The organism is Nostoc sp. CALU 546, from assembly GCF_048836525.1.
On the sequence record NZ_JAWJTF010000036.1, the window covers coordinates 63133 to 77949 of the forward strand.

The following is a 14817-nucleotide window of genomic DNA, read 5'->3' on the forward strand; positions in this document are numbered from 1 at the left end:
TTAAAAGTTTATCAACTCGCTGAAAAACTAGCTAATGAAATTTGGCAAATGTGCAATTACTCTAACCTCTCACGAGTTAAATCAGGTTGAATTTGCAGTGCTTTATCATAGGATGCGATCGCATCTTCATTGCGTCCTAAATCTCGTAGCGCATTGCCCCGGTGATTCCAAACCTCGTAGTCATCTGGTTTAATCTTTAGTGCTTGGTCATAGGATGCGATCGCTTCTTCATAGTGTCCTAAATCAAATAGCGCTTTCCCTCGGTTATTCCAAGCTTCATGGTCATCAGGTTTAAATTCCAGTGCTTTGTCATAGGAGGAAATCGCCTCTTCATTACGTCCTAAATTTCCTAGCGCATTCCCCCTACCGTTCCAAGCATTGTAGTCATCAGGTTGGATTTCCAACGCTTTGTCATAAGATGCAATCGCTTCTTCATTGCGTCCTAAATCTAGTAGCGCATTGCCCCGGTCATTCCAAACCTTGTAGTCATCAGGTTTAATTTTTAGTACTTGGTCATAGGATACGATCGCTTCTTCATTGCGTCCTAAATTCTTTAGCACAATCCCTCGCAAGTACCAAGCTAGATGTTCATCAGGTTGAATTTCCAGTGCCTTATCCAAGGATGTGATCGCTTCTTCATTGTGTCCTGATTGATAGAGCGCAAGCCCTCGCAAGCTACAAGCTACGTGGTCATCAGGTTGAATTTCCAGTGCCTTATCCAAGGATGCGATCGCTTCTTCATTGTGTCCTAAATTACATAGCGCAAACCCTCGGTTATTCCAAGCTTGGTGGTCATCAGGTTGAATTGATAGTGCTTTGTCGTAGGATGCGATCGCTTCTTCATGGTGTCCTAAATTACATAGCGCTTTCCCCCGGTTATTCCAAGCTTGGTGGTCATCAGGTCGAATTTGCAATGCCTTGTCATAGGAGGAAATAGCTTCTTCATTGAGTCCTAAATTAGATAGCGCATTCCCCCGCAAGTACCAAGCTAGGTGTTCATCAGGTTTAATCGTTACTGCCTTATCCAAGGATGCGATCGCTTCTTCATAGCGTCCCAATTGATAGAGCGTAAGCCCTCGAAAGATCCAAACATCATGGTAATGGTAATTAGGTTGAAGAATTTCCAGTGCCTTGTCATAGGAGGCGATTGCTTCTTCATATCTACCCCATTTGCTCAATGTAATTCCTCGCCATTTCCAGACATAAAAAAGGTCAGACAAGTCATCATTAGGTTCCAATTCTAAGGCTTTATCTAGGCTAATGAGTGCTTCTTCATATCTACCCAATTCGTTCAATGCAATGCCTCGCCATTTCCAAGCATAGTAAGCATCTGGTTGAATTTTTAGTGCTTGGTTGTAGGATGCGATCGCTTCTTCATCGCGTCCTAATTTCTTTAAAGCTTGTCCCCTATTAACCCAAGCATAATCATCATCAGGTTTAATTTTTAATGTTTTTTCATAGGAAATAATAGATTCTTCATACTGTCCTAAATTCTTCAGCACATAGCCATGCCAGTTCCAGGCATAGTGGTAATCTGGTTTAACTTTCAAGGCTTCTGTAAAGGAGGCGATCGCTTCTTCATAGCGTCCTAATTTCTCTAGGACAATCCCCAGGTTATTCCAAGCTTCGTGGTCATCAGGTTTAATTGACAGCGCTTTGTCATAAGATGCGATCGCTTCTTCATATCTATCCAAGCGGTATAGTGCTTCTCCCCTGTGAATCCAGCCACTTTCACAGCTTGGGTTAGTTTCTTGAGCCTTATTGTAGCTGGTAACTGCCTCTGTGTAACGTCCTAAACTGTTCAAAGAAACGCCAAGATTATGCCAAGCTCGATGGTAGTCTGGGTTAATTTTCAAAGCTTGTTCGTAAGAGCTAATTGCTTCTTCATAGCGTTCTAAATCCTTTAGCGCAATTCCCCGGCTGACCCAAGCCTCGTAGTCATCTGGTTCAGTTTCCAGTGCTTTATCATATGATGCGATTACTTCTTCATAACGCGCCAATTTGTTTAGCGTGACGACCCTAGCATACCAAGCTCCGTAGCCATCTGGTTGAATTTTTAGTGATTGCTCATAGGAGGAAATTGCTTCTTCATAGCGTTCTAAATCTTTTAATAAATTGCCCCGATTATACCAAGCTTCGTAGTCATTAGGTTTAATTTCCAACGCTTTGTCATAGGAGGCGATCGCTTCTTCATAGCGTCCTAAATTTTCTAAAGCAAGGGACTGATTGAGCCAAGCTTCGTGTTTATCTAGGTTAAATTTCAGTGCTTGGTCATAGGATGCGATCGCTTCTTCGATGCTTCCTAAATATCGTAGCGCATTGCCCCGTTTGTACCAATTTAGGTGATCATCAGGTTTAATTTCTAGCGCTCTGTCATAAGATGCGATCGCTTCTTCATAGCGTCCTAAATCATCTAGTGCAATCCCGCGATTGTACCAAGTTAGGTGGTCATCAGGTTTAATTTCTAGCGCTCTGTCATAAGATGCGATCGCTTCTTCATAGCGTCCTATTTTCTCTAGCGCATACCCCAGGTTGTACCAAGCTTGGTACTCATCAGGTTTAATTTCTACTGCTTTGTTATAGGAAGCGATCGCTTCTTCATAACCTTGATAGTATTTTTCCCCGTCAGACTGTAATTTTCCCAGGTTAATCAGTAAATCATATTGACGATCGGGTGTTTGGTGGTATTCTGCTATTAATTCTTGAATTGCTAATATTTCTTGAGTTCTTTCTTCTGGTGTGAGGTTTAGATATTTTTCATAATCTCGATCCTGAATAATACGTGATGACTCTTTTTCTAAAGTTTCTGAATCTATTGGAAATTCAAACAATCCAGAACGCCAATCAAAAAAATCTGGGGCACGTTGAATAAAATATTTAATTGCAAATATCGGTAGCAATAAGACAAAACAGATATTAAATTTATCCTTCAACCGTTCTCGCTGTTGGTTGAGGTTAATTAAAACAGGTGGTACGCTCTTCCAACTATATGAATAAATATCTCTACTATTCCACCCCATTAATCTTTTGCATTCTTCATATTCATAAAAAGAATGCTCTAATCCTGTGATAAATAAAATGTTTATCTTTTCTTTATTTTCTAAAGAATCAATTATTTCATATAAATTAGTGACAGCTTGCTCCAGCCGTATAACTTCAATATTTTTATTAGTAATATTTTCTTTTACTTTAGTAATTAAATGCACACCCTCTGCCGGAGAGCAACGGACAAATAATAAACCAAACCCTTCTGTAAAATTCAGTGTGCGGACTAAGGCTTGATATTCTTCATTTATTTCTGATGGTAAATCCTTATCCCAATCAGTCAGTTCTAAAGTCATAATCTTAGCTGTGTAATACCTGATAGCCTACGGAGGTAGCCTTTGTTACTATAGCGACACCCTTCTAAGATGTTGCATTTTGGCAAAGGTATATTGAATGACACAGTGATTTATTTTTATTATGGATACAGCCGATTAAAAGTATCTTGAAATTCTTTAATTCCTTTAATTAGAGGATGAATATCATACCAAACTTGACTTTCTCCTTCTCGATTTAAATAACGATATTCTAAAATACAGCGATTAAATAATAAGCCTCGATACAATGGATCGTTTTCTATTTCTTTAGAATGATACACAGTTGCCAGTGCTTCCCATTCATTAGCAAAAACTGTATTTCGATAAGTATTTCGCAACTCGCTCATTGAGCGTTGTAAAGCCCGCGTAGGAATGGGTAGGCTGTTAGTGTATTTAATTGCCTCCTTCATTAATAATAATAAATTTCGCACATGACCTCCACTCATGAGGCATAGTCTTTCTAAAGCTTCCCGCTGCTCAAACATATCTACTACAGATAAACTAGAGTCTATCAAACTCACACGTTTTTGCAGTATTTCTATAACTTTATTAATACCGCGTTGATAGGGTTGATTATCAGGCGTTTGCACCATAATCATCGGCAATACCTGAGTATTACCATAAATATTAGCTAGGTCTGCGGCGCGATTAGAATACAGCAAAGAAATGGGTACTGTATAAAGCAAATGGCAATCTAAAGCTTGGAGTTGTTCGCTACGGTCGAGAAAAATTTGGTCGTGATTGCTGCGTCCATCTTCTTGAGGTATAGGTACAATTCGATCTAAGTTATCAGCAATTAATACAAGTTGAGAATATCCTGAAGGTAAGTGTTTTTTGGCATCTTGAATAAACTCATTTAAAGCTGCAATCAAAGTAATTGTATGCGGATTGACACGCTCACGAATTTTTTGGCGTTGAGTAGGTTCTGTTCGCAAATTTGCTGTTAATTTGGCGAATTGGGCAATTTGCCCTTCTATGCTTAAGCTTTGTAAGGATACTTCAGTTAATGCCAAATCTTTTAAATCTTGCCAACGCTCGTTTAACCAGTTCAATAAACTAGCTGGAGAAGTGGTATCTTTTAATGTTTCTAATAAGTGGCGGGTACAAGCTAAAAGAATATCAGTATATTGGGCATCTTCTGGATCGATATCTTGTTCATCGGCAGGAAAATAAACAACAAAGCAACCTTGCTCATCTAAATATTTCTGAAGCCGCAATAATTCTGTTGATTTCCCAGCACCGCGATGACCTGCATACAGTTGAGAGGTCATTCTGTCTGAATACAAAATCTCTCTACCTACTTCTACTAATATGTCACCATCCCCCCGCACTTCTGTACAATCAACGTAAGCGGGATCTCCTGCCGGTAAGGGGCGAAATGGGTCAAAAGCATTGTATATCCGCTTTAAAAAGGCAAAATCCTGGGTCATAAATCTAAATTTCTCAGGTTAGCGCCATATTATCGCAAACTTACAGAGATAGGTAGAAAATTAAATTGTCAGGTATGTTATTGCTCAGAGTGGGGCACGATTGACAAATTACGGTGTGTTAGCCTAAGCCAGACAGTTATTGGCAAATGAACAGGTAAACAGATTTAAACCAAGTCTTGATGAACTATTCAAGCTCAATGCTTATCTCAAAGCTATAGGGAATAGGGAATAGGGAATAGGGAATAGGGAATAGGGAATAGGAACTTAATTCTCTTCCCCATGCCCCATGCCCCATGCCCAATTACTGATATCCCTGCCAAGGAGTGACTTCAAGTTTACCGCTAGGCTTGAATATTACTTGGAAGTGGGCGAGAGGTTCTTTGTTATTGGGAGCAGCTACATTAGAACCGTAGATATCGTTGAACATCTTGGGAAGGGGTGTTTCCCGGAAATAGTCAAAGGCGACTTGGTTTAATGGTTCATAGTCAGCGATTACACCCTCTTTATTGACCGCTACTCGATATTTCAAATCTCGCGTAAAGGTGGGGGTACCACTCCAGGTTTGGCGAACTGTATTATAAAGTTTTTGATTTAAACCTTTAGTTATATTAGAGTCAGTAATTTTTGCACCTATTACCTCTGGTGTCCTAGCATATCCCCGCCAAGGACTAACTTGCAGCACACCTTGTGTAGTAAACACTATTCGGAATTGGGCGATTGGTTCATTAGAAATGGGAGCGCGGTTAGCGGGATTATAAAGTAAGTTAGGCAGAGGAGTTTGCCCGACTCCTTGATTTGCCTCTTTATTCACCGCCTTGTAACCAACGATCGCTCCATCCGCAGCTACACCCAGACGATAGATCAAATCCTGCTGCAATCCTGAGCGATTAGTCCAAGTTGGATGAATTTGGTTATATACTTGGCGATTCAATGCACGCAGCTGGGATGGATCGGTAATTTCCGAAACTGTATTTAAAAGTGCTTCTAAATCTTTAACTTCTGGCTTTGCACTAGCACTAGCTGTAGGTGTTGGTGTGGGTGTTGCAGCCGCAATGGGTGTTGGAGCCGCTGATGCTGGAGGAGTAATGCTCTTTGTTGTAGAGTTAGTTTGCTCATCTGTCTTAGGCTGCGGTGGACGTATTTGGGGAGGTGGAATCAAGTTAAATGCGATCGCTGCTACTGCTAAACTTGAAACTCCTACAGCAGCAGGAACAGCTTGCTTGATTAAGGCTTGACTAGCACCGCCATAGCGTCTGGTAACTGGTTGTAGCTCTAGGGACAGTTCTGGTAAAGTCTGGGTATCAGCAAAAAACTGATCCACTGCTTCCACTAAATCAAACAACTGCACCGTATTTAAATCTATTTCAATAGGCGGGCGTTTGGAATTATTAGACTGAGACTCGAACCCCTCTGGAGCGCCTTCTGAATGGATGATTAACCTGTGTCGGTTGCTGTCAATTTTTTGAAACTCTACCAGTTCCGATTCCTGGTTATGTGCTTGTGGGTTAGGTACGCTACTTAAAAATTCTTGGGCATAGCCACTAACAGCCCTCACCAAACTTTCAAAAAATTCTCGCCCTCCCGTTATCGGTTGGTTGTAACCAGATAAATAGCATTCTGCATTTACCAATATTGATAATTCTGGGCGCATTTCCTGGAAGTGTGCGGCCCTGGTGACATCACTTAACCCTTCTAAAAGCAGTGTACAATTAGGTAGACTGTACTTACGTTGAATATTCATTCCACTTCACCGTCAAAAAGACTAATCCAGAACCGCTGCATTCCAGCTGTACCAGTACAAAAGAGTAATTGTCCTAACAAGTTGATTGCTAGCGCATCTAATTTTTCATCAGAAGTTAATGCTAAGACACCAGAACGCCGAGCATTCATCCGGCTTTTAAAATGCGCTCTAAACCGTTCTAAGTAATTAGATAGCCGCAAATTCTGTTCTAATGGAATCTGCTTTTCTTCCATTTGTTCACATATCATTAGTAACTGGCGGATGACAACAGTTAAACGCCGTGCTATGTAGCAAGCAATGACCACCAGAGCTTTTGCTTCCATAATAGTTAAGGGACGGCGCATGTGCGCCCTTCGTAGCGGGTTAGAGCTACGCATCCGCCATAAATTCACTCTGTCTTTAACAATTCCTTTAAGATCCAACTCTTGAGCAAAAGCCAGGATTGCTTCTGAACCACCAAGCTCTAAAGCTTCAATTGCCAGTAAAATCAGGTCAATTTGTAGCCTGGTTCTTCGAGGACAGGTTTTGGAAGCGATCGCAGGATCTGGTAAAGTGTCCAGAATCATCGGCAGTGACTCTTGGGTTGAACTGTTGAACGGCGTTAAACTTGCGGAGACATTCATTCTATAAATACCTTGTGCGGTTCCAACAGATTAGGTAAAACAAATTTAAGATCGGTAGCCAAGACTTGAACACTAGATTCGTGGCAATAACATGACTACCTGATATATACATTAGTTAGCTCTTTCTACTCAAAGGTTTCCCTATATTGAAATCAAAATTTTAAAATATCAGTTAATTCACCTCATTTGTAAGTGCAATCCCTTTTCTAGCTTGGTTTAGATTCTAATTATCGTCAATAAAGGACGAAGCTTCAGCCTCGACCCCCAGCGTATGACATTATAGTGTACGATTTTTCAGGTATCTGAAATTGGGGACTGAAAACTGGAGACTGGGGACTGGGGACTGCCATAGCTATGAATTTGAATTAATAACTCCTCACTCTTCACCGGAGGCGGAGTGTCTCCGGCTCCGCTCCTAACTTTCCCTAATCCCTACTCCCTACTCCCCATTTTATGGATTTAAAGTCTCTCGTTCGTGACATCCCAGATTTCCCAAAACCCGGAATTTTATTTCGGGATATTACTACGCTGCTTCGCAATCCACAGGGATTGCGTTACACTATTGACTTTTTAACACAAAAATGCAACGAAGCTGGAATAACAGCGGATTATGTCATTGGTATGGAGTCAAGGGGATTCATTTTTGGTTCACCTCTGGCTTATAAATTAGGGGCTGGTTTTATCCCCGTCCGTAAAAAAGGTAAGTTACCAGCAGCCGTTCACTCAATTGAATATGAACTAGAGTATGGTACAGATTGCCTAGAAGTGCATCAAGACGCTTTACACCAAGGTAGCCGAGTTTTAATTGTGGACGATTTGATTGCCACAGGTGGAACTGCGAGTGCCACAGCAAAGTTAGTACAGAAGATTGACTGCGAACTAGTAGGTTTTGGGTTTATTATCGAGCTACGGGATTTAGAAGGGCGTAAATACCTACCAGACGTGCCGATTATCTCTGTAATTGAATATTAGTCATTAGTCATTGGTCATTAGTCGTTAGTCATTAATCAGTAGAAAACAACTGACTAATGACGAAGGACGAAGGACAAATAACATAGACGCGCCAGCGGCTTCCCGCAGGGTAGGACAAAGGACAAATAACAAATGACATCTACGAGAATTTCCTTGGAGACAGGGCGGGATTGGCTCATCAGGCTAGTCACTAGCGACACTTTTATTTATGTGGTAAAGCGGCTATTGCAAGCACTGCTAACTTTGTTGTTGGCGTCAGCTTTATCGTTTTTCATAATTCAACTCGCTCCCGGTGATTATGTAGATACGCTACGGCAAAATCCAAAGATATCTCCAGAAAGAATTGAGGAAATCAAGCGGCAGTTTGGTCTGGATAAGTCTTGGCTAGAACAATTTTGGCTGTGGCTGTGGCGAATCTTGACAAAAGGAGATTTTGGCACGAGTTTTATTTATCAACGTTCAGTATCGTCGCTATTGTGGGAACGAGTACCAGCGACTTTGCTATTAGCGATCGCATCTTTAATTGTCACATGGGCGATCGCCATCCCTTTAGGGATCTTTGCCGCTGTTAATCAAAATAAACTAGCAGACCGGGTTCTACAGGTAATCAGTTACGCTGGACAAGGCTTTCCCAGTTTCATCACAGCCTTAGCACTGCTGGTTTTAGCCCAAATCACCTCGCCGCTGTTCCCAGTAGGGAGTATGACTAGCATCAATCACTCAGAACTATCGTGGTTTGGCAGAATTTTAGATGTCGGCTGGCACATGATTTTACCGACAATCGCCCTCTCAATTACTAGTTTTGCTGGTTTACAACGCATCACTCGCGGCGAATTATTAGATGTGCTGCGTCAAGATTATATCCAAACGGCTCGTGCCAAAGGTCTGCCAGAAAACCGCGTCATCTACGTTCATGCACTCCGCAACGCCATAAATCCTTTGATTACCTTATTGGGTTTTGAATTAGCTGGTTTATTAAATGGTGCTTTTATTGCCGAATTTTTCTTCAACTGGCCTGGTTTAGGGAGATTAGCTTTACAGGCTTTACAAGCTCAAGATTTATATTTGTTAATGGCAAGCTTAGTTATGGGTGCAGTGCTGTTGATTGTTGGCAATTTAATCGCCGACTTGCTGCTTAAAGCAGCCGATCCACGCATTCGCCTAGAAAATCTAAATTAGTACCAATTTTAAGCGGGCGGCGGGAATCGAACCCGCATTAATAGCTTGGAAGGCTATAGTTTTACCACTAAACTACGCCCGCAAATTTCCAACTCAATGAATATAACATAGCTTTTGCAAAAATTCAAGCATTTAGTTGGAATTGGCGGGTTGGATTTTAATCCTGACATACAGATTGCTCAATTCTGGTTTTGTGCGATCGTTGTTGTGAGCAGCAATAAAGTTTTCTGTTTTGAAAACTTCGCTGAGAACTTGCTCGTATGTGTTTTTTTCACTTTGCAGTGTTGCTGGTTCTATTTCTAGAACTACCGCCTGTTGAAAGTTGCCATTATTATCAATTATTAAGCTGGCCAAAAGCTGTGCTGGTTCAAGTCCAGAATTGTTGACAAGAAAACTTGAGTCTAATTGTTTTGTGTTGCTTCCCCTGTATAAAGCGATAACGTCGGGTAAAGCATCTTGTCGTAATCTTCCTGCTTTTATCAAATTACTCACTTCATCTCTGAGTAAAGGAGCTACTATTGCTACCGATGCTCCCTGAGCTTGAGTACTTGGAGTTTCCCTAGTTGGAGTTGGCGAAGTTTCTCCTGTGGGAGTTGGTGAAGTTTTTCCTGTGGGAGTTGGTGGAGTTTCCCTAGTTGGAGTTGGTGAAGTTTCTCCTGTGGGAGTAGATGGAGTTTCCCTAATTGGAGTTGGTGAAGTTTCTCCTGTAGGAGTTGGTGGAGTTTCCCTGTTTTCAGGTTCCGAAACTGGTGGATTTGCTGGAATACCTGGTGGTAGTGGTGTTCCCTTTCCCAGTTTGATGTCTTGACGACGATTCCAAGGTAGATTACCGACTGGAATTTTCGGTGTCGGTGTCGGTGTTGGTGTTGGTGTTGGTGTTGGTGTTGGAACTGTTTGTTGTCTAAAGGGTTGGCTATCATCTCGAGAGTCTGCAATTCGGCTCTTTCGCTGTAGATTATCAGCAGAATTTATTGCGCCAAAATCTTGATTTCTGGGCGCAGTTCGTGTTGTTTGTGGTGAACGTGCTGGTACAGACTTTTTAGCTGAGGATACTGGCTTTGGCGAAACTGTTTTGGGTGTTGATGTTGATTTGATTATTGACTTTGTTTCGGGAGCAATGTCTATCAATTCAATGGGAACAGCAGATTGACTTTGCTGGGGAAACCACAGACTAACTGCATTCGATGAGCGCATCAGCCAGAACGCCAGCAAATGCAGAGAGACTGAACCGATAACAACAGAAATCCACAAACTTGGTGGATCGGTGTGTCGCCTCCAGACTTTAGCTGGAATTGGAGTTTTGTCTGCAACCGATGGTGTCATATTATAGAAACTGGATATGATTAGGCACTCTTACTCATTGATTGATAATGCTTTCAAATACCAGTCTAAATTTTAGCGATTAACCATTACCTCTGGTGTAACAGCGAAAGTCAAAACTGTTTCATCTACTCCTTTCAGTTCTAGCGGACTACCTTTAGTAATTTCTCCTTCCTGTAAATAATCTGCCACAGCAGCAGAAACCAGGATTGTACCGGGAACAGCGGCAGCTTGTAACCTAGCAGCAATATTCACACTTGGGCCAATAGCAGTATAATCGGCACGTTCAGCACTACCAAACATCCCCACAACAGCAGTACCTTGGTGGATACCGCACCTGAACTGAACGCTAGTAAGTTTGTGGCCATCGAATACACCTTGATCTTGCCAGCGTTGGTTCAATTCCGCGAGTGAACGGTGCATTGCTCTGGCTGTATTAATAGCACGACGTACCTGTTCATTAGGGGTTAGTTCTTCTGGCGCTCCGTATAAAGCTAAGATAGCGTCTCCCATAAATTTATCTACAGTGCCGCCATTACTAAAAACAACCTTGGTCATGGCTTCTAAATATTCATTTAGTAACTCTGCTACTCGCCGGGATCTGAGAGTATTTGCTAGCTGTGTAAAACCCACAATGTCACTAAACAGAACTGTAATTAAGCGTGGTTCTGGGCGTAAATCTAACGTTAAATCTCCGGTTGCGGCTTTTTGCACCAATACAGCTGGTAAAAAGCGTTTTAGCACCGATTCTGTTAGATAAGTATTTAACTCCACGATTCGTCGTTCATTTTCTTTCAACGCTAAAAGATTGCGAACTTCCGCCAATAGTTCCCGATCATTGAATGGTTTTGCTAAATAAGCGTCCGCACCATGTTCTGTACCTTCAATGCGAGTTTCCTCATCTATTTTCGCTGTCAGCAGAATGATTGGTATTCCTTTTAACTTCTCCTCATTGCGGATCATCTGAATCATCTCAAGTCCGCTGACCAAGGGCATCATTAAATCAGTCACAATCAAGCTGGGTATAATTTCCTTAGCTCTACTGTGCCCTTCATGACCGTTACGAGCCGTCTGTACATGATAGCCATTGCGGCGGAAAATCTCAGATACATAGGTTCGCAAATCCGGGTTGTCATCTACAACTAAGATTGAGTGCTGAGTCTTAAGTGCGGAGTCTTGAGTATCAATACTTGGGGCAAAGTTTCTTGTAATATCTTCAATATGGTCTGTTGTTGACTCTACCAGTTCTAAATCAGCCAATTCTACGCTAGCACGACTCGTATTCAGTTCTGTTGATGTTTCTAGTACTTGCTGTGCGGGTAAGTGAGCATTTCCAGTCACAAGCCATAAACTAAAGGTAGTGCCTTCGCCGTAAACTGATTCTACGGTGACTTGACCACCATGTAATTCTACCAATTCTTTAACTAAGGCTAAACCCAAACCACTGCCTTCATAGGATCGGTTTGCTGAACCTTCAGCTTGGCGGAAGCGCTCAAATAGATGGGGAATTTGTTCTTGAACAATGCCGATTCCAGTATCTTGGACTTTCAAGATGCAACGATTATGTTCAGATTTTAGTCTGACACTGATCGTGCCACCTTCAGGGGTAAACTTCATGGCATTTGACAGAAGGTTATAAACCACCTTGTCAAATTTTTCCATGTCCAAGTACACCGTAGAACATTCATCTAGCTGGGTGACGAGATGTAGTCTCTTTTTCTCACAGTAGGGACGAAAAGATTCCACAATTTGGCTGACAAATTCAACTAAATCGCAGGGATGGAAACTAGGTTGCATTCTTCCCGCATCCAAGCGTTGTAAATCGAGGAGTTGATTTACCAGTCGCAGCAAGCGGCGAGAGTTACGCAGGGCGATCGCACTTTGAGAGTAAGATAATCCCTCACCAGCCGCCACCGCTGACTCTAAAGGCCCTTGAATCAAGGTGATGGGTGTGCGAAATTCATGGGAGATATTTTGGAAAAATTCGGTTTTTTGTTTATCTAATTCCAGTAAGCGTTCAGCTTGTTGGCGAGTCTTTTGATATAAGTGTGATTGTTGCACAGCGATCGCTGCTTGAGCTGCTACTGCTTTCGCTAAATCGATATCAGATGGCAGCCATTGGCGGACTTTTTTACCTTCATGCAAGGTAATACTACCGATACATTTCCCATCAGCCAATAATGGCACGAACATTAGCGATCGCGCTGGCATTTTTAAAGGCAAATCAAAACCCCGTATATCTGAGGGAGAATGGCTAACGTTACCAATTACCACAGGTTCATGTGTCTGTAGCATTTGTTGGAGGATGGGATTCTCCTGTATAGATGCTTGAGAATAAGGTAATCTCTGGGTTGAGAGGTGATTATTACTATTTGAATTATTGTCTGGGACTGGCGATACCTGCGACGGGTTGTACCTACGCAAATTTTCTGGATGTTGAAAACTGTCATACAAGCCCACACACTCGACAAACTCATCTTCCTCTGTCCACAAAGACAGGACACAGCCATCGACTTGTAAAGCTTGTCCCAATTGCTGAGTGATCGCCGCAAAGATATCTTGGGGATCTAAGCTAGAGCGAATCGCGCTAGTAATCGTATTAATTAGAGCTTCTCGCTTGGCAAGGGCACGTACTTGTTCGTAAGCATAAGCTTGAGACAAAGCTAAAGCTGCTTGATCCGCTACCATCAACACTAACTGCACCTCATCATCCCCCCAAAAGCGAGGTAGAGAACACTGGTGCAGTGCTAGCACTGCCATTAGTTCTTGTTGGCAGATCAATGGCACAACTAAACTAGAACAAATGTCAGCAGCAGCAAAAGCTTGCCCACGCTCACGCAGTTCAGGAGTATCACCATGAATCCGCTCATCATCGATTACATCATGAATCACCTGGACTTCGCGGGTTTCCCACACTGTCTGAGCCAAAAGAGGCAGAGGAGAAAGATTTACTGAAACTTCCCCTCTGCTCCCCTGCTCCTCTGCTCCCCCACTCCCCTGCTCAAGAGCTGCTTGAGAGAGAGCCTTCTGATAAATGAATCCTTTATCCGCCAACTGCTCATCTTGAAAGGGACGCAACAGACAGACATCCACCTCCAACATATGACCCACTGTATCGACAATGGCTTGCAAAATTTGTCTGTAGTCTAAAGCACTGCGAATCGTATTTGTAACCGTATTCAGTAACGATTCTTGACGGAGTGTGCGGGTAAGTTCGCGAGTTCTAGCTTTGAGAACATTGTGGGTATCCAAAGCTTGGCGTACCACCCCTTTAAGTTCCTCGGCTTCCCACGGTTTGGTGACATATTTAAATACCTTACCAGCGTTGATTGCTTCCACCAGGTCTTCGACATCGGTGTAGCCAGTTAAAATAATCCGGATAATATCTGGATATTGAGTTGCTGTCAGGCTCAAAAATTCTGTACCGCTCATCATCGGCATCCGCTGATCGGAGATGATCACCGCGACCTCTCCCTCTTGAGCCAGCAGATCAAGGGCCGCAGGACCAGAGTTTGCCCTCAGCACCTTATAGTCGCGATAGAAAGTACGGTAAAGCAAGTCAAGGTTGTCTGGTTCATCATCGACAACCAAAATTTTAGGCTTACTGTTTGCTTGGGATTTCATGCACCGCTTTCCTGCTGCAACGGCAGTCGGATAAAGAATAATCTGATCAGGTAAGGATTTTTCTGAGTCAGGTAAGAGCAGAGCATTTCGACCAATAAAGCTGCTTGGCTACATGACTGCTGAGTGTAGGAGCGTTTACTCACAGGAATTTGTCTCAATGGCTTGTGCCGATTACCGTTTGCTTTGGTGCAGTGTAATTGCGTTCATAGTCTGTTTTAGTGTTACAGAGTCGATGCTTGCTTGCCAAATCTTCCTTCACCTCCTGTGAGCAATGTCTGATACTACATACAGCGCTCATAGCTAGCTGAAAAATCCAGATGAAGCTGCATATTCAGTAAATCGCAAAGTTTTGCTAAAGAGCGATCGCTAAGTAGACACTCAGTAGAAGTTAGTTCTAAATAATACCTATTTTATAATTAAAACTTATATTCAATAAAAGAGGTTCAAAAACTGAAATTATCAAGAATGTACATCCACCCAAATAATGACCATTGACGACTTTACCAAAACAGCTTGCACTAACTGATTCAGAAACCCTTGACGAAGTTCTGGATTGTTTAAGTGATCAT

General features: G+C 42.2%; 9 protein-coding genes and 1 tRNA gene. 2 read left to right on the forward strand and 8 right to left on the reverse strand.

Annotated elements, in window-relative coordinates; genetic code table 11:
* Positions 1 to 56: 56 nt before the first annotated feature.
* From RRG12_RS19085 to RRG12_RS19100, 4 genes are all read right to left on the reverse strand, one after another.
* The gene (locus RRG12_RS19085) at positions 57 to 3341 is read right to left on the reverse strand and encodes a tetratricopeptide repeat protein (RefSeq protein ID WP_420760351.1); all 3285 of its coding nucleotides are present in this window, start codon (positions 3339 to 3341) and stop codon (positions 57 to 59) included.
* Between the two features lie 119 nt (positions 3342 to 3460).
* Entirely contained in the window at positions 3461 to 4789 is a 1329-nt protein-coding gene (locus RRG12_RS19090; protein WP_420760352.1) for an ATP-binding protein, read from the reverse strand.
* A gap of 301 nt (positions 4790 to 5090) precedes the next feature.
* Positions 5091 to 6530 (reverse strand): DUF4335 domain-containing protein, encoded by a 1440-nt coding sequence (locus RRG12_RS19095; RefSeq protein WP_420760353.1) that lies wholly within the window; start codon positions 6528 to 6530, stop codon positions 5091 to 5093.
* Positions 6527 to 7153 carry a DUF3038 domain-containing protein gene (locus RRG12_RS19100; protein ID WP_069071111.1) on the reverse strand — a complete coding sequence of 209 codons (627 nt, stop codon included), beginning with the start codon at positions 7151 to 7153 and terminating at the stop codon, positions 6527 to 6529. Before RRG12_RS19100 ends, RRG12_RS19095 begins: the two co-directional genes overlap by 4 nt.
* 453 nt (positions 7154 to 7606) lie before the next feature.
* Between RRG12_RS19100 and RRG12_RS19105 the strand changes: the two genes are divergently transcribed.
* Both RRG12_RS19105 and RRG12_RS19110 read left to right on the forward strand, forming a co-directional pair.
* Positions 7607 to 8125, forward strand: a complete 519-nt coding sequence (locus tag RRG12_RS19105) for an adenine phosphoribosyltransferase (protein WP_069071112.1) — start codon at positions 7607 to 7609, stop codon at positions 8123 to 8125.
* Between the two features lie 132 nt (positions 8126 to 8257).
* Positions 8258 to 9304 carry an ABC transporter permease gene (locus RRG12_RS19110; protein ID WP_069071113.1) on the forward strand — a complete coding sequence of 349 codons (1047 nt, stop codon included), beginning with the start codon at positions 8258 to 8260 and terminating at the stop codon, positions 9302 to 9304.
* An 11-nt stretch (positions 9305 to 9315) separates the two neighbouring features.
* Here the strand turns inward: RRG12_RS19110 and RRG12_RS19115 are convergent.
* The 4 genes from RRG12_RS19115 to RRG12_RS19130 all read right to left on the reverse strand — a co-directional run bounded on the left by RRG12_RS19115 (position 9316) and on the right by RRG12_RS19130 (position 14391).
* Positions 9316 to 9386, reverse strand: a tRNA-Gly gene (locus RRG12_RS19115).
* Between the two features lie 50 nt (positions 9387 to 9436).
* Positions 9437 to 10627, reverse strand: a complete 1191-nt coding sequence (locus tag RRG12_RS19120) for a hypothetical protein (RefSeq protein ID WP_420760354.1) — start codon at positions 10625 to 10627, stop codon at positions 9437 to 9439.
* A 72-nt stretch (positions 10628 to 10699) separates the two neighbouring features.
* The gene (locus RRG12_RS19125; RefSeq protein WP_420760355.1) at positions 10700 to 14248 is read right to left on the reverse strand and encodes a response regulator; all 3549 of its coding nucleotides are present in this window, start codon (positions 14246 to 14248) and stop codon (positions 10700 to 10702) included.
* Positions 14245 to 14391, reverse strand: coding sequence for a hypothetical protein (locus tag RRG12_RS19130; protein WP_176727032.1), 147 nt, complete (start codon positions 14389 to 14391; stop codon positions 14245 to 14247). Before RRG12_RS19130 ends, RRG12_RS19125 begins: the two co-directional genes overlap by 4 nt.
* Positions 14392 to 14817 lie beyond the last annotated feature (426 nt).

Excerpts from the sequence above, each read along its gene's own strand:
- RRG12_RS19120 (WP_420760354.1), bottom strand. The coding sequence starts at position 10,627 with ATGACACCATCGGTTGCAGACAAAACTCCAATTCCAGCTAAAGTCTGG.
- RRG12_RS19105 (WP_069071112.1), top strand. The coding sequence starts at position 7,607 with ATGGATTTAAAGTCTCTCGTTCGTGACATCCCAGATTTCCCAAAACCC.
- RRG12_RS19100 (WP_069071111.1), bottom strand. The coding sequence starts at position 7,153 with ATGAATGTCTCCGCAAGTTTAACGCCGTTCAACAGTTCAACCCAAGAG.
- RRG12_RS19095 (WP_420760353.1), bottom strand. The coding sequence starts at position 6,530 with ATGAATATTCAACGTAAGTACAGTCTACCTAATTGTACACTGCTTTTA.
- RRG12_RS19110 (WP_069071113.1), top strand. The coding sequence starts at position 8,258 with ATGACATCTACGAGAATTTCCTTGGAGACAGGGCGGGATTGGCTCATC.
- RRG12_RS19090 (WP_420760352.1), bottom strand. The coding sequence starts at position 4,789 with ATGACCCAGGATTTTGCCTTTTTAAAGCGGATATACAATGCTTTTGAC.
- RRG12_RS19125 (WP_420760355.1), bottom strand. The coding sequence starts at position 14,248 with ATGAAATCCCAAGCAAACAGTAAGCCTAAAATTTTGGTTGTCGATGAT.
- RRG12_RS19085 (WP_420760351.1), bottom strand. The coding sequence starts at position 3,341 with ATGACTTTAGAACTGACTGATTGGGATAAGGATTTACCATCAGAAATA.